Annotated in this window: 21 protein-coding genes and 1 tRNA gene; 13 read left to right on the top strand and 9 right to left on the bottom strand. The window is 33.2% G+C overall.

Annotation, left to right across the window (positions count from 1 at the left end; translation table 11 throughout):
* Nucleotides 1-5 precede the first annotated feature (5 nt).
* The 11 genes from ACFQ0I_RS16195 (at nucleotide 6) to ACFQ0I_RS16145 (ending at nucleotide 10,398) form a co-directional block, all read left to right on the top strand.
* Complete coding sequence (locus ACFQ0I_RS16195) at nucleotides 6-1,199, top strand: FtsW/RodA/SpoVE family cell cycle protein (RefSeq protein ID WP_379944006.1); 1,194 nt, start codon at nucleotides 6-8, stop codon at nucleotides 1,197-1,199.
* Nucleotides 1,200-2,297, top strand: coding sequence for an undecaprenyldiphospho-muramoylpentapeptide beta-N-acetylglucosaminyltransferase (gene murG / locus ACFQ0I_RS16190; protein WP_379944005.1), 1,098 nt, complete (start codon nucleotides 1,200-1,202; stop codon nucleotides 2,295-2,297).
* Nucleotides 2,294-3,646 (top strand): UDP-N-acetylmuramate--L-alanine ligase, encoded by a 1,353-nt coding sequence (gene murC / locus ACFQ0I_RS16185; RefSeq protein WP_379944004.1) that lies wholly within the window; start codon nucleotides 2,294-2,296, stop codon nucleotides 3,644-3,646. The genes murG and murC overlap by 4 nt, the downstream gene beginning before the upstream one ends.
* Nucleotides 3,636-4,355 (top strand): cell division protein FtsQ/DivIB, encoded by a 720-nt coding sequence (locus tag ACFQ0I_RS16180; RefSeq protein ID WP_379944003.1) that lies wholly within the window; start codon nucleotides 3,636-3,638, stop codon nucleotides 4,353-4,355. The genes murC and ACFQ0I_RS16180 overlap by 11 nt, the downstream gene beginning before the upstream one ends.
* A gap of 3 nt (nucleotides 4,356-4,358) precedes the next feature.
* Entirely contained in the window at nucleotides 4,359-5,672 is a 1,314-nt protein-coding gene (ftsA, locus tag ACFQ0I_RS16175; RefSeq protein ID WP_379944002.1) for a cell division protein FtsA, read from the top strand.
* A 63-nt stretch (nucleotides 5,673-5,735) separates the two neighbouring features.
* Entirely contained in the window at nucleotides 5,736-7,718 is a 1,983-nt protein-coding gene (gene ftsZ / locus ACFQ0I_RS16170; RefSeq protein ID WP_379944000.1) for a cell division protein FtsZ, read from the top strand.
* Nucleotides 7,719-7,890: 172 nt separating this feature from the next.
* Nucleotides 7,891-8,340 (top strand): GatB/YqeY domain-containing protein, encoded by a 450-nt coding sequence (locus tag ACFQ0I_RS16165; protein ID WP_379943999.1) that lies wholly within the window; start codon nucleotides 7,891-7,893, stop codon nucleotides 8,338-8,340.
* A 30-nt stretch (nucleotides 8,341-8,370) separates the two neighbouring features.
* Nucleotides 8,371-8,444 (top strand) — tRNA-Arg (locus ACFQ0I_RS16160).
* 109 nt (nucleotides 8,445-8,553) lie between these two features.
* A complete protein-coding gene (locus ACFQ0I_RS16155) occupies nucleotides 8,554-9,405 on the top strand; it encodes a zinc-dependent peptidase (RefSeq protein ID WP_379943998.1) in 852 nt (283 codons plus the stop codon).
* 75 nt (nucleotides 9,406-9,480) lie between these two features.
* Nucleotides 9,481-9,900 carry a CBS domain-containing protein gene (locus ACFQ0I_RS16150; protein WP_379943996.1) on the top strand — a complete coding sequence of 140 codons (420 nt, stop codon included), beginning with the start codon at nucleotides 9,481-9,483 and terminating at the stop codon, nucleotides 9,898-9,900.
* An 81-nt stretch (nucleotides 9,901-9,981) separates the two neighbouring features.
* The gene (locus ACFQ0I_RS16145) at nucleotides 9,982-10,398 is read left to right on the top strand and encodes a CBS domain-containing protein (protein ID WP_379943995.1); all 417 of its coding nucleotides are present in this window, start codon (nucleotides 9,982-9,984) and stop codon (nucleotides 10,396-10,398) included.
* On the opposite strand, the gene rpe is transcribed toward ACFQ0I_RS16145, so the two are convergent.
* From rpe to rpsO, 6 genes are all read right to left on the bottom strand, one after another.
* Nucleotides 10,395-11,057: a ribulose-phosphate 3-epimerase gene (gene rpe, locus ACFQ0I_RS16140; protein WP_379943994.1), complete on the bottom strand. Its 663-nt coding sequence runs from the start codon at nucleotides 11,055-11,057 to the stop codon at nucleotides 10,395-10,397. The two genes, ACFQ0I_RS16145 and rpe, sit on opposite strands and share 4 nt — an antisense overlap.
* Before the next feature lie 55 nt (nucleotides 11,058-11,112).
* Nucleotides 11,113-11,517 carry a BLUF domain-containing protein gene (locus ACFQ0I_RS16135; protein WP_379943992.1) on the bottom strand — a complete coding sequence of 135 codons (405 nt, stop codon included), beginning with the start codon at nucleotides 11,515-11,517 and terminating at the stop codon, nucleotides 11,113-11,115.
* Nucleotides 11,518-11,736: 219 nt separating this feature from the next.
* Entirely contained in the window at nucleotides 11,737-12,600 is an 864-nt protein-coding gene (locus tag ACFQ0I_RS16130; protein ID WP_072402889.1) for a sigma-70 family RNA polymerase sigma factor, read from the bottom strand.
* Between the two features lie 208 nt (nucleotides 12,601-12,808).
* Nucleotides 12,809-13,183, bottom strand: a complete 375-nt coding sequence (locus ACFQ0I_RS16125) for a hypothetical protein (RefSeq protein WP_379943991.1) — start codon at nucleotides 13,181-13,183, stop codon at nucleotides 12,809-12,811.
* A 120-nt stretch (nucleotides 13,184-13,303) separates the two neighbouring features.
* Complete coding sequence (locus ACFQ0I_RS16120; protein WP_379943989.1) at nucleotides 13,304-15,556, bottom strand: polyribonucleotide nucleotidyltransferase; 2,253 nt, start codon at nucleotides 15,554-15,556, stop codon at nucleotides 13,304-13,306.
* A 158-nt stretch (nucleotides 15,557-15,714) separates the two neighbouring features.
* A complete protein-coding gene (gene rpsO, locus ACFQ0I_RS16115; RefSeq protein ID WP_379943988.1) occupies nucleotides 15,715-15,984 on the bottom strand; it encodes a 30S ribosomal protein S15 in 270 nt (89 codons plus the stop codon).
* A gap of 191 nt (nucleotides 15,985-16,175) precedes the next feature.
* Between rpsO and ACFQ0I_RS16110 the strand changes: the two genes are divergently transcribed.
* On the top strand, nucleotides 16,176-17,273 hold the full coding sequence (locus tag ACFQ0I_RS16110) for a sensor histidine kinase (protein ID WP_379943987.1): 1,098 nt from the start codon (nucleotides 16,176-16,178) through the stop codon (nucleotides 17,271-17,273).
* Nucleotides 17,274-17,591: 318 nt separating this feature from the next.
* A complete protein-coding gene (locus ACFQ0I_RS16105; protein WP_379943986.1) occupies nucleotides 17,592-18,701 on the top strand; it encodes a sensor histidine kinase in 1,110 nt (369 codons plus the stop codon).
* 64 nt (nucleotides 18,702-18,765) lie between these two features.
* Here ACFQ0I_RS16105 and accD read toward each other — a convergent pair whose 3' ends face one another.
* The 3 genes from accD to tamL form a co-directional block, all read right to left on the bottom strand.
* Nucleotides 18,766-19,623, bottom strand: a complete 858-nt coding sequence (accD, locus tag ACFQ0I_RS16100) for an acetyl-CoA carboxylase, carboxyltransferase subunit beta (RefSeq protein ID WP_379943985.1) — start codon at nucleotides 19,621-19,623, stop codon at nucleotides 18,766-18,768.
* A gap of 275 nt (nucleotides 19,624-19,898) precedes the next feature.
* Nucleotides 19,899-20,966: a class II fructose-bisphosphate aldolase gene (gene fbaA, locus ACFQ0I_RS16095; RefSeq protein ID WP_379943984.1), complete on the bottom strand. Its 1,068-nt coding sequence runs from the start codon at nucleotides 20,964-20,966 to the stop codon at nucleotides 19,899-19,901.
* A 135-nt stretch (nucleotides 20,967-21,101) separates the two neighbouring features.
* Nucleotides 21,102-23,633, bottom strand: a complete 2,532-nt coding sequence (gene tamL / locus ACFQ0I_RS16090) for a translocation and assembly module lipoprotein TamL (RefSeq protein ID WP_379943983.1) — start codon at nucleotides 23,631-23,633, stop codon at nucleotides 21,102-21,104.
* Nucleotides 23,634-23,808 lie beyond the last annotated feature (175 nt).

Raw genomic sequence — 23,808 nt, 5'->3', positions numbered from 1 at the left:
GATAGGTGCAAACACTATTTAATAACATAAAGGGAGATCGGTTAATATGGGCCATTGTTGCACTATTAGCAATCTTGTCGTTCTTGCCTGTTTATAGTGCCGCAAGTAATTTGGCATATAGATCAGGTGGCGGAAATACCTTTACGTTTTTTATTAAACATTTTGTGCACTTGTTATTAGGGTTCGGCATAATGTATGGAATTCATAAAATCCCGTACCGTTATTTTAAAGGATTGTCTCTTGTCATGATTCCTATAGTTGTGGTCTTGTTGGTAATTACTATGCTTCAAGGAACTACTATAGAAGGGGCTAATGCGAGTAGATGGATAGAAATTCCTGTGGTAGGTGTTTCATTTCAAACATCTACGTTCGCGTCGGTTGTTTTGATGGTTTATGTGGCTCGATATATGTCTAAAATAAAAGACGTAGCAATAACCTTTAGAAGTTCTATTTTACCACTATGGATTCCTGTATTCTTAGTTTTAGGGTTAATTCTTCCTTCAAATTTTTCAACTACGGCCATTATGTTTTTAATGGTTTTGGTGCTCGTGTTTTTGGGAGGTTACCCATTGCGATATATTGGAATAATATTGGGACTAGGTTTGTTAGGGTTGGCGTTTTTTATATTGATGGCAAAACTTAGCACCGGTCCGTTAAGTGTAAAAGTTGAAACGTGGGAGAATCGAATTATAAACTATTCAAATAACGAAGATACAGAGGCCGATTATCAAATAGAGAAAGCAAAAATTGCCATTGCTACTGGAGGGATTAAAGGCTTGGGTCCTGGAAAAAGTATTCAAAAAAACTTTTTGCCACAATCCTCATCCGATTTTATTTATGCAATCATCATCGAAGAATATGGCATCTTGGGAGGTGTTTTTATTATGATACTTTATTTGTGGTTTTTGTTTAGAATCGTAATTGTGGCACAGAAAGCCGACACAGATTTTGGCAAATTAATAGTACTCGGTGTCGGGTTGCCTATTGTGTTTCAGGCTTTAATAAACATGGCGGTAGCAGTTGAATTGTTTCCGGTTACAGGTCAAACCTTACCATTAATTAGTAGTGGTGGAACCTCTATATGGATGACCTGTTTAGCTATTGGAATTATTTTAAGCGTTAGCGCAAAACGAGAAGAAATTAAGGAACAAGAAAGTGTTGAAGAAAATCCACTTGAAATATTAAGTGAAGCATTATAAATGAGTAATTATAAAATCATATTATCTGGTGGCGGAACAGGAGGGCATATTTATCCTGCAATAGCTATTGCTAACGAGTTAAAATCTCGTTACCCAGATGCAGAATTTTTGTTTGTAGGCGCCAATGATAGAATGGAAATGGAGAAAGTTCCTCAGGCTGGATACGACATTAAAGGACTTTGGATATCAGGTATCCAACGTCAACTAACTTTAAAAAATTTAATGTTTCCATTAAAACTTATAAGCAGTTTGTGGAACGCTCGAAAAATAATAAAATCGTTTAAACCAGATGTGGTTGTAGGTACTGGTGGCTTTGCCAGTGGTCCGTTGTTGTATGTGGCAGCAGCAAATAATATACCTAGTTTAATTCAGGAGCAAAATTCGTTTCCCGGAATAACGAATAAATTATTAGCTAAAAAGGCACATAAAATTTGTGTGGCTTATGATGGATTAGAACGGTTTTTTCCAAAAGAAAAAATTATAAAAACGGGAAACCCGGTTCGAAAAGGCTTGTTAGATATCGACAGCAAAACCATTGAAGCAAAGAATTTTTTCAAATTAAAGCATGGTAAATATACCTTATTGGTGCTTGGTGGAAGTTTGGGGTCTAAAAGAATCAACCAGCTTCTTGAAAAGGAATTGGACTATTTAGATTCTCAAAATGTTCAAATTATTTGGCAATGTGGTAAGTTGTATTACAGTAAGTATAAAATTTATAACAACACTAACAACGTGCAAGTTTATGAGTTTTTAAACAATATGGATTTTGCCTACGCTGCCGCAGATATTATTATTTCGCGCGCAGGCGCCAGTTCGGTATCCGAACTATGCATTGTTGGAAAACCAGTCATTTTTGTGCCATCGCCAAATGTGGCAGAAGACCATCAAACCAAAAATGCCATGGCTATTGTGGAAAAAGATGCGGCCATGATAATTAAGGAAGAGGATTTAGATACTGATTTCGAAAATAAGTTTTCACAACTTATAGCGTCGCCAGAGAAGCAACAAAAACTTGGGAAAAAAATAAAAAATTTAGCATTGGTTAATGCAACTAACCAAATAGCCGATGAGGTTGAAAAACTTTTAAAAAACAAATGAATTTAAACAGCATACATAACGTTTATTTTATTGGTATCGGAGGCATCGGTATGAGTGCTTTAGCGCGTTACTTTGTAGCAAATGGTAAATTGGTTGCTGGCTACGATAAAACGCCTTCTGAAATTACCGATAGTCTGCGAGCTTTAGGCGTAGAGGTTCATTTTGAAGATGCTGTTTCATCTATACCTAAATCGTGCTTAAATTCTGAATCGACATTAGTTGTTTATACGCCAGCAATTCCGCAAGGCCATTTAGAGTTTGAATATTTTAAAAACAATAATTTTAAGATCTTAAAACGTTCTCAAATTTTAGGATTAATAACCGAAAACACTTTTTGTTTGGCGGTTGCTGGAACACATGGAAAAACAACTACATCGAGTATTTTAGGGCATTTGCTTAATGAATGTGATGTGCCTTTAACTGCTTTTTTAGGAGGTATTTGCGAAAATTACAATTCTAATCTCATATTAAATGGTACGGAAGTTTCGGTAGTGGAAGCCGATGAATTCGACCGTTCATTTTTAACATTATCGCCAGATTTAGCCTGTATTACTTCCATGGATGCAGATCATTTAGATATTTATGGAGATGCTTCAGAATTAAAAAAATCATTCGTCGATTTTTCAAAAAGAGTAAAACCTAACGGAAAACTATTTGTTCGAAACGGTTTGCCTATCGATGGTATTACTTATGGTATAGAGGACGATTCCGATTATTCGGTTCAAAACATAAAAATAGAAAATGGCAGTTATGTTTTTGATGTAAAAACACCAAAAACTCTGCTTGAAAATTTACAATTTAACCTACCTGGTAGACATAATCTGTCTAATGCACTAATAGCCTTGGCGATGGCTGTAGAATATGGTTGCCCTCACCGGCAGCTCGCCAATGCTTTAGCGTCTTTTAAAGGCGTAAAACGACGATTTACCTATCAGATAAAAACCGACAATTTCGTGTATATAGATGATTATGCACATCATCCGGAAGAAATCAATGCGGTGCACCAGGCAGTAAGAGAAATGTATCCTAATAAAAAGGTGTTAGCAGTTTTTCAGCCACATTTATTTAGTAGAACACGCGATTTTATTGACGATTTTGCAAAAAGTTTATCACAGTTTGATGAGTTATTGCTCTTAGATATATATCCGGCTAGAGAATTGCCTATAGAAGGTGTTACTTCGGCTTGGTTATTAAGTAAAATTGCTAATAAGAACAAACAATTAGTCAGTAAACAAGATTTGCTTAAAAAAATACACGAAAGTAATGCTCAGATTGTACTAACAATTGGTGCAGGAGATATTGGAGAAGAAGTTAAACATATTAAAAAAGAATTTAACGTTGCGAATTAACTGGAATTACATAAAAATAAGTTTCGTACTACTGTTGGTTGGGTTTCTATTTGCATTTTCTGCAAAAAGAAATAATGTAAGAATTGTATCTAGTCCTAACATAAATTTTGTGGGTGAAAGCAATATGTTTATAACAAACGAAAATGTTAGTAAATTGTTAATACAAAGTTATCGTGGTCTTGAAAAAGTACCCAAAGAAACTTTAGATTTGAATGAGTTAGAAAATGCCCTAAAATCTAACCCAATGATTAAAACCGCAGAAGTGTATGTTGCTGTAAATGGTACACTTAACGCTAAAATAGAACAGAAAACACCTATTGCAAGAGTAAGTACTAACGCATCATATTATATTGATGGCGACGGTTTTTACATGCCTTTGTCAAGCGTTTTTACCGCCAGAGTACCTCTGGTAACCGGTTATATTGAAAAAAATAATTTAAAAAGCATCTATATAGTTGCAAAAAAAATAAATGAAGATGAATTTTTAAAAAAGCATGTTATAGAAATTCATAAGGGAATAGATAATATGATTTATTTAAAATTAAGACAAAGTAACTTTTTAGTTCAATTAGGAGATGTTACGTCTTTAGATAAGAAAATTAACAACTTAAAGGCGTTCTATCAGCAATGTCTTAAAGAAAACGCATTGGATAATTACAGTAAGGTGAATTTACAATTCGATAACCAAGTAGTATGTACCAAAATATAAACCATGGAGCATAATTTAGCAGTAGGATTAGACATAGGAACCACAAAAATTGTGGCTATGATTGGTCGTAAGAATGAATATGGAAAAGTTGAAATTTTAGGCATCGGAAAGTCTAAAAGCTTAGGCGTGCATCGTGGTGTGGTAAACAATATTACTCAAACAATTCAGTCTATTCAGCAAGCAGTTCAAGAAGCGGAATTAGCATCAGATATAAAAATTGAAGGCGTTACAGTAGGTATTGCAGGTCAGCATATTAGAAGTCTGCAACACAGCGATTACATAACCAGAGCAAATTCTGAAACGGTAATTGATGAAGATGATATCGATAGACTTATAAACCAAGTTCACAAGTTAGTGATGCTTCCTGGTGAAGAAATTATTCATGTATTACCACAAGAATATAAAGTTGATGGGCAAGGCGAAATAAAAGAGCCTATTGGAATGTATGGTGGTCGTTTAGAAGCGAATTTTCATGTAGTAGTAGGTCAAGTATCTTCAATTAGGAATATTGGTCGTTGCGTACAGAGTTCTGGATTGAATTTAGAAGGGATTACTTTAGAGCCATTAGCATCTGCGAATGCCGTATTAAGTCAGGAAGAAAAAGAAGCGGGCGTTGCGTTGATTGATATAGGTGGTGGAACCACAGATTTAGCCATTTTTAGAGATGGCATTATTCGTCACACCGCGGTAATACCGTTTGGAGGCAACGTTATTACAGAAGATATAAAAGAAGGCTGTTCTATTATAGAAAAGCAAGCCGAATTATTAAAAATTAAATTCGGTTCTGCATGGCCAGGTGAAAATAAAGATAATGAAATCGTTTCAATACCTGGGTTGCGAGGTAGAGAACCAAAAGAGATAACCCTTAAAAATCTCTCGAAGATAATTCATGCTCGTATTGTTGAAATTATAGAACAAGTTTATGTCGAAATTAAAAACTACGGGCACGAAGAGCAAAAGAAAAAACTGATTGCCGGTATTGTGTTAACCGGTGGTGGTGCGCAACTTAAACACCTTAAGCAATTAGTAGAGTACATTACAGGTATGGATACCAGAATAGGGTATCCGAACGAGCATCTAGCTGGCGATAGTGATGAGGATATCACAAGTCCGTTATATGCCACGGCAGTAGGATTGGTTTTAGATGGTTTAAAAAGACATGAGCGCAAAAAAATAGAGCTACAGGTTAAAAATCAGGCCATAAGTGAAGAACCAAAACCCACTGAAGAAATTAAAGAAAAACCAGCAAAAGAACGCCGTTCGTTTCTGGATAAGTTAACCGATCGGGTTAAAGATTTTTTAGATAATGCAGAATAGTTCAAATAATCCAAAGAGCAATAAAAGTAATAATTAAAGTATAATACCAGTAAAACAGAATTTATGAGCAGCAAGAAAGAATTCGCAAGTATCGCATTTGATTTACCAAAAAATCAATCAAATGTCATTAAAGTTATTGGTGTTGGCGGTGGTGGCAGTAACGCTATAAATCACATGTTCCAGCAAGGCATTAAAGGAGTCGACTTTTACATTTGTAATACAGACGCACAAGCACTCCAAAACAGCGGAGTTCCTAATAAAATACAGTTAGGTGTAAATTTAACCGAAGGATTAGGGGCTGGCGCAAACCCTCAAGTAGGCGAGCAATCTGCGGTTGAAAGTTTCGAGGATATTTCAAATATGCTCGATTCAAACACTAAAATGGTGTTCATAACTGCCGGAATGGGTGGTGGTACTGGTACAGGCGCTGCGCCAATTATAGCTAAAATGGCTAAAGATTTAGACATTTTAACCGTAGGAATCGTAACGATGCCATTTCAATTTGAAGGCAAAATGCGTATCGAACAAGCGCAAATTGGTATTGAAAACTTAAGAGAAGTAGTAGATTCTTTAATTGTAATTAATAACAACAAACTTCGCGAAGTGTACGGAAATCTTGGTTTTAAAGCAGGATTCTCTAAAGCAGACGAAGTGCTATCTACAGCTGCTCGTGGTATAGCCGAAGTTATTACACATCACTATACTCAAAATATCGATTTACGCGATGCTAAAACCGTATTAAGTAATAGTGGAACGGCTATTATGGGTTCTGCATTAGCTTCTGGCGAAAATCGTGCTCAAGATGCGATTCGTAAAGCCTTAGATTCGCCTTTATTAAACGATAATAAAATTACTGGAGCTAAAAATGTATTGCTGCTTATAGTTTCAGGATCTCACGAAATTACTATTGATGAAATTGGTGAAATAAACGACCATATTCAAAACGAAGCAGGTCATGGTGCTAACATTATTATGGGTGTTGGCGAAGATGAAACATTAGAAGAATCTATCGCAGTAACTATTATTGCCACTGGTTTCGATGTAGAACAACAAAATGAAATTTCTAACACCGAAACTAAAAAAGTTGTGCATTCGTTAGTTAGTGAAGATTTAGATTTATCACCTAAAGATAAAGAACCGGTTATAATTGCACCAACCATAGAATTAAAGGAAAAGAAAGAAACACCTATAGTAAAACATACTTTAGATTTTGATGCTGATGAGTTAGATTTTCCTAAGAAGAGTAGTGTAGCAAATGAAAAACCTACGAAACCTGAAGCGAATAATGATTTAATTCCAACTTCAGAATATATTAAAAATCTTAAAGTAGTTTACCAGGAAGTAAAATCGACAGTAAAAGAAGACGAAGATTTTATCATTAAACCAGTTACCAAAATGTCGAAATCAGATAAAAATATTTCTGATATTGAAGTGGTTTCTGATTATATGGAAGAAGAACAACAAATTACATTAACATTCGATTTACCGCTTTCGGCAAGTCAAAAATCTGAAAAAGAAGATGATTTGTTGTCATTTGAAATGGATGATAAGATTAAGAAAATTACAGTCAATGATTATGTTGAGCTTATTCCTGTTAGTGAAACAAATGAAAAAGGCGATATTCGTTATGCTTTAGAAGATTATATTGAGGTTGAATCGTCAATGAACAAGAAGCAAAAGGAAACCGCAGAATTAATTGAAGAATTCGATCAAGAAATAGTTTTTGAAAAGAAAATATCCAAAATTTCCGAAGTAGAACGAGTTAAAGATGAAGAAGTAGATCCGTTAAACAGTCCTATTTCAGAAATGCTTAAAGAACGTGCCGAAGAAAGAAGACGCAAAATGAAAGACTTTAACTATAAATTCAACAATGCAAAAATTGACGATATAGAAAAAGTACCAGCATACAAACGTCAGGGTATTAATTTAGATGAAGCAAAGCATTCTTCTGAAACAGATATGTCTAGATCTAGTATTGGAATCGATGATAATGATGACATTCAAATACGAAGCAACAATTCGTTTCTACACGATAATGTAGATTAAAAATATACTAGCCTTACTTATTTATTTATGAGCCCGAAAAGTTTCCCTCAGCTTTTCGGGTTTTTATTTTCCACGGAAGTGAGAATCGCAAATTTTTCATAAAAACGTATTCACAAAATACCTGTCAAATAAGATTCTATTTTTTATCTTCGCATTCAAATAAAACATTACAATGAGTTTACAAGAAAACATCATGACAGCTCTAAAAGAGGCAATGAAATCTAAAGATCAAACGGCCTTAACAGCTTTAAGAGCGGTAAAATCAGCGATTTTATTAGCGCAAACAGAAAGTGGTGCAAAAGAAGAATTAACAGAAGAGCAAGAGCTTAAAATGCTTCAAAAACTGGTAAAGCAACGAAAAGATAGTGCTGCTATTTATATAGATCAAGGTCGAGAAGATTTGGCAGCACCAGAATTAGCTGAAGCAGACGTAATTAGCCAGTTTTTACCAGAAGCCTTAAGCGACGAAGAAGTAACAAAAGTTGTTTTAGAGACCATAAATAAAGTTGGTGCATCGGGTATGAAAGATATGGGCAAGGTAATGGGTATTGTTAGTCAAGAACTTGCCGGAAAAGCAGATGGTAAAACCATTTCTAATATAGTAAAGGCGAAATTGTCTTAAAAAAATAGATTCCTGTTTTACAGTAATTATGGCTGCGTAGTTCAATTGGATAGAATATCAGATTTCGGCTCTGAGGGTTGGGGGTTCGAATCCCTTCGCGGTCACTACTCATTAAACCTGAATATAAATTTAATTAAGTTGAATTTATATTCAGGTTTTGTATTTTTAATCAATTAAAGTGTAATTAAATTTTAAAACAAACGTTGTTACTTCATGCCGGTTATTTTAAATGCTAAAGATTTTAATATGAGTAGTACCATACTATTAGGTATTCTATTTGCGGTTTTGGGCTATATTATATTGTACTACTTGTTTAGAATGATAGAAATGGGGTATGTTTTAAAGCGGAAAAAACCACTGTATCATCATTTTTATTATTATTTACGCCGATTAAATACGAACCAAAAAACTGTTTTAATACAACAGTTTTCGTTTTATAATAAGCTTACTAAGAAAGAAAAACGCTATTTTGAACATCGTGTAGCCTCTTTCATTTTAGATAAAGATTTTATTGGTAGAGATGGTCTTATAATTTCCGATGAGGTTCGCGTATTAATTTCGGCAACTGCTGTTATGCTTACATTTGGTTTTCGAGATTATTATATAGGCTTAATTTCTAAAATTGTAGTTTACCCAAGTGCCTTTTTTTCTAGCACAAATCAACAATATCATAAAGGAGAATTCAATCCTAAGTTGGCAGCTTTGGTGTTATCCTGGGAAGATTTTAAAAAGGGTTTTTTTAATGAAAGCGACAACATAAATCTGGGAATTCATGAGTTTACACATGCTATTCATATTAATAGTTTAAAGGAGCGCGATGTGAGTTCAACCATATTTAGCGATTCATTCACCGAACTTTCCGAATTATTAAATACAAACGAATCGCTAAAACTAAGGCTATTAGAATCTGATTATTTTAGGAGATATGCCTTTACCAATCAATTTGAATTTTTAGCGGTTGTTATAGAAAACTTCATAGAAACACCTCAAACCTTTAAAAATCAGTTTCCTGTACTTTATAGCAAAGTAAAGCAAATGCTTAACTTTTCTGTTGCAGGCTATTAGGTCATGACTTTTATCATACTTTTTAAAGTGATTGTTTTATAACTTTAGTCATAGTCAAGTTTTAAAATAAATGTCATGATACGAAAAGCACCAATCTCGATGATAATGACTTCGCCTGTCATTACATTAAAAAAACAAGATAGTTTAGAAAAGGCAGAAATGCTTTTTAAAAAACATCACATTAGGCATATTCCAGTGGTTTCTGATGATGAGGTAGTTGGAATGTTAAGCTATACAGATTTGTTACGACTTAGTTTTGCAGACGTAACCGATAGTGCCGATGCCGATGCTGATGCGATGGTGTACAATATGTTCACTATTAAACAAGTGATGAAAAAAAATGTTATTTCTGTATCTGCATCAAATTCCATAAAAGAGGTAGCAGAAATTTTAGCAACAAAAGAGTTTCACGCCTTACCCGTTGTAAGTAATAATAAACTTGTTGGCATCATAACGACCACCGATTTAATAAAATATTTATTAAAACAATTTTAGTTTTATTTTTGGAGTTCAGATTGATTTTGTTCTTAAAATAAGTACTTGTTTATCCTTAATATTAATACTTAATTCTTGAAAATGATACGTACAGCGCCAGTTTCTGAAATAATGAGTAAAAATATTATTGCACTTACACGTGAAGATAATTTGGAACGTGCAGAAAAGCTATTTAAACGTCATAAAATTAGACATATTCCAGTGGTTCAAGATGAAACTGTGATAGGGATGTTGAGTTATTCCGATTTGCTTAGAATAAGTTTTTCTGAGGTTTCAGATGATGAAAATAATATCGATTCCGTAGTTTTTGATATGTTTACTATTGAACAAGTAATGAGTAAAAACGTTACCAGCATTGGTAGTAATACTTCAATTAAAGAAGCTGCCGAAATTTTGGCCAAACAAGAATTTCATGCCTTACCTGTTGTAGATCAAGGCATTTTAATAGGGATTATAACAACTACCGATTTGTTAAACTATTTTGTTAATCAGTATTAAGAATTGGCAACTGCTCTTAATTCTTTAATAGTTTCTAGCTGATTATTACTTTTAAACACAAAACTACCCGCTACTAACACATCGGCGCCAGCATCAGCAAGTGCTTTTGCATTTTTAGTTGTTACACCGCCATCAATTTCTATTATGGTAGATGCGCCTTTGCGTGTAATTAATTCTTTAAGTTGTTTTACTTTAGTGTAAGTGTTTTCAATAAAACTTTGACCGCCAAATCCTGGGTTTACACTCATAATTAGTACCAAATCAATGTCGTTAATGGTATCTTCTAAAAGATTAATGCTAGTATGCGGATTTAACGAAACGCCCGCCTTCATACCTTCTGCTTTTATGGCTTGTAATGTTCTGTGTAAATGAGGACAAGCTTCATAATGAACCGTTAAAATATCACTTCCTAAATCGGCAAATGTTTTAATGTATCGGTCTGGGTCTACAATCATTAAATGAACGTCTAAAGTTTTTTTGGTGTGCTTAGAAATAGCTGCAAGCACAGGCATTCCAAAAGATATATTAGGTACAAAAACCCCATCCATAATGTCGATGTGAAACCAGTCGGCATCACTTTGATTCACCATTTCGATGTCACGTTGTAAATTGGCGAAATCTGCCGCTAGTAAAGATGGTGCTATTAACTTTGTACTCATTTTTATTTAAAATATTGATTTTGCCAAAAATAACTTTTTAGATCTACTTCTGGTATTATTGATTGATAAAATTTTCAACCATAGTCACGATTTCGTTGGCAATCATGTTATCGGCATTTCGTAACCATTCTAAATAGTCTGATAAGTTTTGTAAAGCATGTTTATCACTAACCACGGTAAAACCAAATTTGTATTCTTCAAAAATACGCTGGTCTATAGAAGTATCTATTATTTTAAAAATGTTTTGATGTCTCTGGTCCATACGGATTTTATCAAAAATAGTATCGACGGTTTCTGGGGCGCCTTCAAACACTTGTAAAAAGTTATTGTTTTTGTAAACTAAAATACCCGTAATGTTGTTTTTAGCATTATTAGTTTTGGCAGTGCGAATTAAATTATTAAAATCAGTAATCGATTTATTTATTCTAGAATCGCTTATATAGCAAATAGTTTTAAGCATCTTATTGTACTTATCAGACAGCTTTTAAATGTCTTTTGGTTGGCGATGCAAAAGTAATTAATAATTTGATTATTGGCCTTTATCTGAAGTTATTAAATAGTGCTATAAAAAAAATGAACCCTCGGTAATCAGCCGAGGGTTCTTTCATCAATCAAAAAACGAACAGTTATGTTTTGTAACTGTTTGTTACTGTTATTTAGTCGTAATTTTATAAGATTACTATCCTAAATAGGTTTTTAATATTTTACTTCTTGACGTGTGTTTTAGTCTTCTAATTGCTTTCTCTTTAATTTGACGAACACGTTCACGCGTTAAATCGAAAGTCTCTCCAATTTCTTCTAAAGTCATTGGGTGTTGATTTCCTAAACCAAAGTATAAACGAATTACATCGGCTTCACGAGGTGTAAGCGTTTCTAAAGCGCGCTCAATTTCGGTACGTAAAGATTCATGTAATAACTCTCTATCCGGGTTTGGAGATTCGCCACTATTTAATACGTCGTATAAGTTAGAATCTTCACCTTCAACTAAAGGCGCATCCATACTTACGTGGCGACCAGAATTTTTCATAGACTCTTTAACATCGTTAATAGTCATGTCTAATTCTTTCGCGATTTCTTCAGCAGAAGGCGGACGCTCATGGCTTTGCTCTAAAAAGGCAAATGTTTTATTGATTTTATTAATAGAACCAATTTTGTTTAATGGTAAACGTACAATACGCGATTGTTCAGCTAATGCCTGAAGAATCGATTGACGAATCCACCAAACAGCATATGATATAAATTTAAAACCACGTGTTTCATCAAAACGTTGTGCTGCCTTAATTAAGCCTAAATTACCTTCATTTATTAAATCGGGTAATGTTAAACCTTGGTTTTGGTATTGCTTAGCTACCGATACTACGAAACGTAAATTAGCTTTCGTCAATTTTTCTAAAGCTAACTGATCGCCAGCTTTAATGCGTTGTGCTAATTCTACTTCTTCGTCTGCGGTAATTAAGTCAACTTTTCCAATTTCTTGTAGATATTTGTCTAACGATGCGGTTTCTCTGTTGGTAACCTGTTTCGTAATTTTAAGTTGTCTCATCTAAAGTTCTCCTGTAAGTTTTAAAATGAATTTTGTTATTCAGTGGTTATACGTATATATATCAAATTTTGTTACAAAAATTTTAATTTATTTTTTGGCTTTACTATTTAGACCCTAAAATCTATCGAAAGTTACATGTATTTTTTACCTGCTTAATCGGGTACCGTTTACTAATCTTCTTAGCTTATTGCTGAATACAATAAACGCTTTAAATTTTTATCAATGTTTTATTGGTAAGGTTGGTGGCGTCTAACATTTCTTGTGTAAAGGCATAATGCCCTTTGGTGGTAATTAGTCTAAATCTCGACGATTTTAAGTTGCTCAACCTATTAAGAAATAGCCATTTGGATTTTAAAAGATTTGGTTTTTCTGATTTCAAACTTATGTCGAAATAATGTTTTCTACCTTCTTTTTCGGCAACAATGTCTGGAGTAATACTCACATCGCTTCCTGCTTTTAAGTAAGATTTTGGGGTTTCGTAGCCATCAATATCTGCTTTAATGTTTTCAAAACCTCGTTTTTCTAAGTAGGTAATGGAGTTTTCTAAAATGTCTGAATATTTTGCTTTGTCTTCTTGAATCATTCTTATAATATAATGAAAATGAGGAGAAAAGCAAATATTTAACAGGGTTTAACGTTTGAAATAACAAAACCCTCACAAGTTTTAAACTTATGAGGGTTTTTAAATATAAGGTAAAAAAACTTAATCGTCTTTTCTGTCTCCTCTTGGTTTTCTATCGTCTCTGCGGTTATCGCGTCCACGATTATCTCTACCTCTGTTATCACGTCCACCACGGTCGTTATTGTCTCTTGGTGGTCGAGCTACATAACCTTCTGGTTTTTCTAATAAGGCTTTACGAGATACTTTTTCTTTGCGTGTTTTTGGATCTACACCAAAATATTTCACATTAAAAACGTCACCCATATTAACCACATCCGTTACATTTTCTGTACGTTCCCAAGCTAATTCGCTTACGTGTAATAAAACTTCGTTTCCTGGGGCTTGTGTATATTCTACAACCGCACCAAAATCTAACATCTTAATTACTTTTACTTCATAAGTACCGCCAACTTCTGGTTTGAACATTAACGAATCAATTTTAGCTAAAACAGCATCAATACCTGCTTGACCAGTTCCTAAAATTTCAACAATACCTTCTTCAGTAATTGGATCTTCGTTAATAACAATCGTTGTTTTAGTCGCTTTTTGTAATTCCTGAATTACTTTTCCACCTGGTCCAATTAAGGCTCCAATGAATTCGTTAGGAATCACTCTTGTAATCATTTTAGGCGCATGTGGCTTCACGTCTGCATTTGGTGCAGCAATAGTTTCCACTAACTTACCTAAAATATGTAAACGTCCAGCTTGCGCTTGTTTTAAAGCATTTACTAAAATTTCATACGAAAGACCTTTTACTTTAATGTCCATTTGGCAAGCGGTAATACCATCGGCAGTACCAGTTACTTTAAAGTCCATATCACCTAAGTGGTCTTCATCACCTAAAATATCAGAAAGCACGGCATATTTTCCTGTTTCAGCATCCGAGATTAATCCCATAGCAATACCAGAAACTGGTTTTTTCATTTGAACACCAGCATCCATTAAGGCCATAGTACCAGCACAAACAGTTGCCATAGAAGACGAACCGTTAGATTCTAATACTTCAGATACTACTCTTACAGTGTATGGGCAATCAAGTGGCACCATACCTTTTAAAGCACGTTGCGCTAAGTTTCCGTGTCCTACTTCACGACGAGACGTTCCTCTAAGTGGGCGCGCTTCACCAGTTGAAAAAGGAGGGAAGTTATAATGTAAATAGAAACGCTCTTCACCTTCAAAAGATGGCATATCTATTTGGTTTGCTTCTCTAGAAGTACCTAAAGTTACGGTTGCTAAGGCTTGCGTTTCTCCACGAGTAAAAATTGAAGAACCGTGTGTTGATGGTAAATAATCAACTTCACACCAAATTGGTCTGATGTCGGTTGTTTTACGTCCATCTAAACGTAAACCTTCATTTAAAGTTAAATCTCTAACCGCTTTTTTCTCAGCTTTGTAGAAATATTTAGAAACTAAACTACCAAAATCGGCTAATTCTTCTTCGGTAAACGTTGCTTTCACTTCTTCTTTAATAGCTTCAAAAGCAGCGCTACGTTCGTGTTTTGCCGATGCAGCTCTAGCTACAGCATATACTTTATCGTAAGTTAAATCATGAACTTTTTTAGCTAAAGCTTCATCTTCGCGTTCTGGTTCATACTCACGAGTTTCTTTTTTACCAAAAGCTTCAGCTAATTTTACTTGTGCAGCACATTGTACTTTAATAGCATCGTGTGCAAACTTAATAGCGTCAACCATTTCTTCTTCAGAAATCTCTTTCATCTCACCTTCAACCATCATCACAGAATCAGCAGATGCGCCAATAACCATATCGATATCAGATTCTAATAATTGAGATTGTGTTGGGTTGATGATAAATTTACCATCAATTCTACCAACGCGTACTTCAGAAATTGGCGTTTCAAAAGGAATATCACTTAATTGAATCGCTGTTGAAGCTGCTAAACCTGCCAAAGCATCTGGCATAACTTCTTCATCATGAGACATTAACTGAATCATTACTTGTGTTTCAGCATGATAATCTTTTGGGAATAACGGACGTAAAACGCGGTCTACTAAACGCATCGTTAAAACTTCGCCATCACTTGGTCTTGCTTCTCTTTTAAAGAAACCACCAGGGTATCTTCCTGCAGCAGCAAATTTTTCACGGTAATCTACCGTTAAAGGTAAAAAGTCAACATCACTTTGTTGGTAGTTGGAAACAACTGTACATAACAACATACATTTTCCAGATTGCACAACAACAGACCCATGTGCCTGTTTTGCTAATTTTCCGGTTTCAATGGAGATTTCTCTTCCATCACCAAGGTCTATGACCTCTTTAAAAACTTTTGGAATCATAAATTTTTTAATTCTAATTAAACAATGGTCGTTGTGTTGTTGTGTGTGTAGTTGTTGTGTGACCAATGAAAAACTATAATAAGCTTCTTCAATACGGGTTTAGACTCTGCGCAGAGTTATATTTAAAACAAAAAAGAGGCTAAAAAGCCTCTTTTTTTTTATTTTCTTAATCCTAATTCTTTTACTATCGCACGATATCTTAAGATATCTTTCTTAGTTAAGTAATCTAGTAAAGCACGACGCTTACCTACTAATTTCACTAAAGAACGCTCAGTATTAAAATCTTTACGATTGTTTTTTAAATGCTCAGTTAAGTGATTTATTCTGTAAGTGAATAATGCAATTTGTCCTTCTGCAGAACCTGTGTCTTTTGCATCTTTACCGTGTTTTGTAAAGATTGCTTCTTTTTCTTTTTGATCTAAATACATGCTAATATTATTGTAAATAATTGTTATGTAAACGAAAGTCTTTCTTTCGAGCGGCAAATATAATGAATAAATTCATGTTAATAATATTTTATTGCGATTCTTTTTAAGGTACTATTTATCTTATAAAATTTAATTGTTATAAGAAAAAATATACTATATTTAAAAAATTTGAATTTCAAACAATTTAAGGTATGCCAAAAAATATAAGCTTAGTAAAGGATAAATTATTTGAAAACATTTTTAACTATGCCAAAGGAGGAATTGCCATAGTAGGAATGCGAGGAGAATGGATAAAAGTAAATGATAGTATCGTAAAACAATTAGGCTATTCTGAGGAAGAGCTCTATAAAATTTCATTTCAAGATATTACTCATAAAGATGATTTAGATATCGATTTAGAAAATATGCGATTGCTTGTGCAAGGTAAGATTGAAAATTATGAGATAGAAAAACGTTATTTTCATAAAAATGGCGACATTATTTGGGCATTATTATCGGTATCATTGGTAAGGGACGAACAAGGACTTCCAATGTATTTTATATCTCAAATTCATGATATTTCTAAACAAAAAACAGATCGAGATCAATTACGGGTAATGCTAAACGTTGCTAAGGAGCAAAATAGCAGATTAGCAAGTTTTGCCGAGATAATTACCCACAATTTGCGCACTCATTCTTCAAATTTAATGATATTGTTTGAGTTTCTTGAAGAAGAATCGCACTCCTTGGTAAAAGATGAAAACTTCGAACTATTAAAAGAGTCTATTTTTAATTTAAACGAAACAGTTACGCATCTCACCGAAGTGGCAAAGATAAAATCGGTAGAAGAAAGTAAAATCGAAGCGCTTAATTTAAGTGATTTTGTTACACGAGCTATTTATAATGTGAGCGCTTTAGCCAAAAACATTAATTGTACTATTATTAATCAAGTAGATGTTTCGGCTCGTGTAAAAGGGATTCCTGCTTTTTTAGATAGCATCATTTTAAATTTTATCACTAACGCCATGAAATATCGTTCTCCCAATAGAGATGCCGTTATTAAATTAAGTAGTGAAGTTAAGGACGATTTTGTTGTTTTTCATGTTGAAGATAACGGACTTGGAATTGATTTAGAAAAGTTTGGAGATAAAATTTTTCAAATGTATAAAACCTTTCATAGAAATAAGGATGCTATAGGCATTGGGCTTTTTATAACTAAAAATCATATTGAATCTATAGGAGGACATGTTGAAGTTAAAAGCAGAGTGGACTCTGGAACTACATTTTCTGTATTTTTAAAAGCGGCCTAAGGTTTTCTTCGGTTAAATATAATTTAGGCAGCTCCGACATAAAGTGTTGCTTGGTCTTTTGATATGCATCTATAAATGCTTCCTTTTTTAAAGAGAACTATTAGTTTTTTATGTACTCTAAAAGCAAAATTAAAGTCTAAAAACAAGCTCATATTGTCGTAAATAATTGTTGCCTAATATAAAGCCGTCGGGAACTACTTCTGCTTAGATTTTGCTTTTCTATGTTTTTTTTGTAACTTTTATTGATATATTAATAGTTTTTTTGTTTTTTAATGTATTAATAATCAATGTTATAATGTTAATTTATAATGTGTAGTTATGAAAAATATGTTCCCCAATAAAAACTTTCCTGATACCTATGATTCCTTCGAGAAAATATTTAACAATACCTACAATGGTATTGTAATTTTAACCTTAGATGGTGATTGGATAAAGGTAAACGATAGTATTTGCAACTTATTAGGGTATACTCGACATGAACTTTTTAATATGAATATAGCTGACATAGTTTTTAGAGAAGATCTGGGGGTTCATGAAACAAAGTATGATAGGTTGATGCATGGGAAAATAGACAGGTATAGAGTACAGCAGCGTTATTTTCATAAAGACGGATCGCTTATCTGGGTGTTAATATCGGTTTCCTTGATATGTAATAAAGATGGTTCGCCTAAAAATATGATTTGGCAATTCTCGAATATAACAAGTCGCAAACGAAATCAAGACAAACTGAAGATTATGCTTAAAGTTGTTAGGGAACAAAACGAACGATTAACCGCATTTGCCGATATTGTTACACATAATCTGCGTTCGCATTCTGGAAATTTAACAACCCTAACAGAGTTTTTAGAAGAAGAATTTTCATGGTTAAATGAAAATGAAAATTTCGATTTATTAAAAAAAGCCGTAGAGAATTTAGAAGACACGGTGTCTCATTTAACGGCAGTTGCAAAAATTAAGCAGATCGACGATAAAGAAATTGAAGTGTTGAACTTATATGATTATGTAGAAAAAGCTATTTATACCATTAAGGCTATTGCCAAAAATACCAATACTACTATTGTTAACTATATTGATGAAGATTTATGCATCAAAGGGATTCCGGCGTATTTAGATAGTATTATTTTAAATTTTTTAACCAATGCCATAAAGTATAGATCTGATGAAAGGTTACCCAAAATTAGATTAACTGCTGAGGTTCAAGATGAGTATGTTGTATTTAAGGTGATTGATAATGGGATGGGGATTGATATGGAAAAATATGGTGATAAACTTTTTCAGATGTATAAAACTTTTCATAAAAACGAAGATGCCATTGGAATCGGATTATTTATAACAAAAAATCAAATAGAATCTTTAGGTGGTAAAGTAAAGGTTGCTAGTGAAGTTGGCGTAGGAAGTGAATTTGCTATATACCTAAAAAGTGCTTAAAATAAAAAGCCCTTTTAGGTATGATACGTAAAAGGGCTTGAATTGAATTGTTTAGATTGTAAACCTATGCTCGTAATGGCTGATTTAAAATTAAATCTAAATATTTATTTACTTTGTTTTTAAGTTCTTTTCGTAAAACAATAAAATCTAAGAAACCATGTTCAAGTAAAAATTCTGAGGTTTGAAACCCGTCAGGTAAATCTTTACCTGTAGTGTCTTTTACAACACGAGGTCCTGCAAATCCTATTAAAGCACCTGGTTCTGCAATATTAATATCGCCTAACATGGCGAACGATGCTGTTGTACCACCCGTAGTAGGATCGGTACATAACGAAATATAAGGAATGTTGGCTTCTGCTAATTGGGCTAATTTAACCGAAGTTTTTGCCAATTGCATAAGTGATAATGCCGATTCCATCATTCTTGCACCACCAGATTTTGAAATTACCATTAAAGGAACATTGTGTTTTATTGAATAATTTGCTGCTCTTGCAATTTTTTCTCCAACCACACTTCCCATAGAACCGCCAATAAAAGCAAAATCCATACAGGCTACTACCAAATCTTTACCTTTAGATTTACCTACAGCAACGCGAATGGCATCTTTAAGTTTTGTTTTTTCTTGAGCCGATTTTAAACGGTCTGGATATTTTTTAGTGTCTATAAACTTTAATGGATCTTTAGATTCTAGGTTGGCGTCTAATTCTTTAAATTTATTATCATCAAAAAGAATTTCAAAATATTCTTTACTACCAATACGAACATGATATCCATCTTCTGGACTTACGTAAAAATTTTTCTCTAATTCTTCGGCATCAACAATTTTTCCGGTAGGAGATTTGTACCACAACCCTCTTGGGGTGTCTTTTTTCTCTTCGGTTGTTGTTGTTATTCCTTTTGTTTTTCTTTTAAACCAAGACATACTGATTTGCTATTTTAGTTATACGAAGTTAGATAATTTTATCTAAACAACGATTTTTTAGTTAGGGATTAGAAGCATTCTTTTTTATTTATGGGAAAAGTGAATGCAAAAACCAATTCACAAAATTAAAGTTTTATTTTAATTTTGAAGTACCCCTTTGTTAATTTTTATTGTTTTAGCATCATTAGATACCTGCAATAGACTGTAATTAGATGATATAAAAAAATCCTGTGAATACAGGATTTTTTTATAAATATTTAAAGTAACTACTTTATTTATAAAGTGTTAACATTGTTTAAATCTTCGAAAGCCTTTTTTAAACGCTCAACAAAAGTAACTTCTCCAGAACGTAACCAAACACGTGGATCGTAATATTTTTTGTTTGGTGAATCTTCACCGTCTGGGTTACCAATTTGACCTTTTAAATAGTCTTTTTTATCACCCATATAATCACGGATACCGCTCATAAATGCGTATTGTAAATCGGTATCGATATTCATTTTAATTACACCGTAGCTAATCCCTTCGCGAATTTCTTCAACTGTAGAACCAGATCCACCGTGGAATACGAAATCGATATGATTATGACCAACACCGTATTTTTTAGAGATATAATCTTGAGAATTTTTTAAGATTTTTGGAGTTAATTTTACGTTTCCTGGTTTGTAAACACCATGTACGTTTCCAAAAGCAGCTGCAATTGTAAATTGGTCGCTTACTTTACTTAATTCTTCATAAGCGTAAGCTACTTCTTCTGGTTGTGTGTATAATTTAGAATCATCAACATCGCTATTGTCTACACCATCTTCTTCACCACCTGTTATACCAAGTTCAATTTCTAAAGTCATACCCATTTTGCTCATACGTTTAAGGTATGTTTTGCATATTTCGATGTTTTCTTCAATAGGTTCTTCAGATAAATCAATCATGTGTGAACTGAAAAGAGATTTTCCAGTCTCAGCAAAATGTTTTTCACTTGCATCTAATAAACCATCAATCCAAGGTAATAGTTTTTTTGCACAATGGTCTGTATGTAAAATTACTGGAACTCCATAAGCTTCAGAAAGTGTATGTACATGTTTTGCACCGGCAATAGCACCTGCAATAGCTGCTTTTTGTCCGTCGTTATTTAAAGCTTTTCCAGCATTAAATTGTGCACCACCATTAGAAAACTGAATAATTACCGGAGCATTTAACGCTGCCGCAGTTTCTAATACACCGTTTATAGTGTTCGATCCGATTACATTTACCGCTGGTAAAGCAAATCCTTTTTCTTTAGCAAGTTTAAAAATAGCTTGCACTTCCTTTCCTGTAGCAACTCCTGGTTTTATATTATGTCCCATAATTAGTTTGAATTTTAAATTTTAGTTTATCAGTTTCAAAAGTAATCAATTTTTAAGTAATTAATGCATTTTTTGATACGTGAAAATGGTAATATAGTACTAAAACGTTATAGTTTTTGGAAATAAATTATCAGCTTAAAAAGGATAATTTATACCTATGTTATAAACGGCGTTACCAAAATTATAATCGTTAAACCATCTGTTTTGAGTTTGGTAAGACGGGTCGTAGGTTTTAAAACCTATATCGAATCTAAAGACAAAGAAACTAAAATCGTAACGCAATCCGAATCCTGAACCTACAGCAATATCTTTTATCGATTTGAAATTAGAAAAAGTGGCATTATCATCGGTTACGTCGTCTAGCACATTCCAGATATTACCAGCATCAACAAATACAGCGCCGTTTAATTTTTCAAAAATATTAAAGCGTTGTTCTATGCTAAGTGCCAGTTTTAAGTTGGCTTCGTTAAACTCGTTACTAGATTCTGAACTTCCCGGGCCTAAACTATATGCTGTCCACGCTCTATTATCATTGGCGCCTCCAGCAAAGAAACTTTTAGAAAATGGGATGTTAGTAGAATTGCCATAAGGTATGGCGATACCTAAAAATGTTCTGGCAGCCAAAATGTTTTTTCTTCCTAAATTCCAGTGTTTTATATAGTCGAATTCGGTTTTCACATATTGTGAATACGCTACATCTAAGAGTTCGTATTTGTTACTGGTATTTTTTTCTGCGCCAAAAAGGTTCATAGCACTCGATAGCAAATTACCTGCGAGCTCTACTTTAAAACGGAATATTGAAAAATCTTCATCAAATAAATTAGTTCGTTCATCATTTATAAAACTAAAATTGGATGCAATAATTAAGTTGTTTTCGGTTAACCTGTTTTTTCGTTCGTTAATACTGCTTATAGTTGATACTTGAGAAGATGAAATTTCACTTGGTGTATTATCGGCTAAAGCGTAAGATATAAAGGCATCAGTCTCTTCTGGATAATCTAAATCTGTGTCTGAATCTATATAATTAACATCTTGGGCAATCGAATTTAATGAATTATAAGACGTTTCATAAACACCAAAATAATTATTTGGATCCAAATTTCTAACATATTGAATATTAAAAACGTCTAATCTGTTGGTGACTTTTTTAGACGGCGACCAGTTGTAATTAAAAATACCGCTAAAAGATTGTTTGTCTAATCCAACATTTGTTTGGCTAGTAATGGCTAAACTAATTCTGGTGCTTGGAGACATGTATTTTGGAATTAAATTTCCGGTATTAAAAGGAAAAAAGAATCTGGGAATGGTTAGTTTTAAATCGGCTCCAAATTCATTAATATCGAAAAACGGATCGGTAATGTTGTTTTTGTCTTTTGAAGCGCCAATAGAACCTATGGCCGAAATTTCTAAGGTTTCGGCGCCTCTAAATATATTTCTGATTAATAGACTTGGATTTAATGAAAAACCAAATGTTTGAATATTACTTTGAGAAACATCGGCATCAAAACTCAAACCGAATTTTTTTAAAGGAGTGAGCCTAATGGTGTCAGAAAGTGTATTGTTACTGTTTTCAATGATGTCTATGTTCGGATATTTAAAAGTCCGTAATTCGTTAATGTGTCTGTAAGTTAAGGTTCTATCATTATCTTTGAAAACACCACCAGGGGTAATAAATATAGCATCGGTTAATGCTTTAGGTCGGTATTTAATTTTATCGTAGCTATAAATGTTATAGCCTGCATAAAAAATAGAATCTTTAAATGGCTTATTTCTGTTTTCAAAAGCATCATCGGTTATAATATTGACATCTTTAATTTTGTAAATTTTAAACGGTACATGTCTTACAGAATCAGAAGTTCTAATAGCACGGTCTTGAATTTGAACGCTTACATTTACTTTTTTCTTCGTGCCAATCGTATCGACTTCAAAAGAGATATAGTCTTGATTAAAATAATAAACACCAGAGTTTCTTAATGCATCGGCTATTCTACTTCGCTCTGCAACAAAGTTTGACGATTGATATTGCTCATGGCGTTTTAACAGTGTGTTTCTTTTAATTTTATCGAACTGGCTTTCTATAACAGGTGATTTTATTTTTTCTGTAATACTATCTAATATAAACGGAACACCTGTTTCTACTAGGTATTCAACCTCTGCACGTTTAGTATCTTTTTTATTTATATTGTAAGTTACTTTGGTGTCGAACCATCCGTTATTTATAAAATAATCTTCTAGTTTTTTAACAGATTTGATGGTTCTATTTTCATTGACAATAACAGGTGTTTCCCCTGTTTTCTTTAACCATTTATTAAAGTCTTTTCTAGATTCGATATCTTTTTCAAATTGCTTTTTAGAAAGTAATTTTGTTTTCCTTGCTACTTTTTTAGGATTACTGTAAATTTTGTCATCTAAAATAGAATCTATATTTGGGCGTGCCAAATTATAGATATGAAGTCGTAACGGAATATTAAAAGGTGGAATTTTACTATTAGGTTTTTGAAAAAGCAGGTTGTTGATGGTTTCTGTGTTATTTTTTTTACCATTAACTAACACATTAGTTTTTGTAAGCAAATACTCGTTATCGCCAACTCGCTTTACGGCATCACAAGACGTTAAAAGCCTCATAAATAGAACCAACAGAACTATTTTTAAGAAAGGTAGTCTCATCTGCAAATTTCTGTATTTTTTTAATGGGTAAAATACTATTCGCATAGTGTAAATCGGGTTAGTTTGTAGAGTTTTTTATAACTCATTTCAATTTAAATTTAAATTAATTTTAGATATTGATTAAAGTAAAGTAATTTGTTTAAAAAAATAATGACCTTTATGGACTCAAAAATAC

It is taken from the genome of Mariniflexile aquimaris (assembly GCF_042676825.1).
Taxonomy (GTDB): domain Bacteria; phylum Bacteroidota; class Bacteroidia; order Flavobacteriales; family Flavobacteriaceae; genus Mariniflexile; species Mariniflexile aquimaris.
The sequence above is the reverse complement of the archived record's forward strand: the minus strand, read 5'-3'. Positions and strand labels throughout refer to the sequence as shown.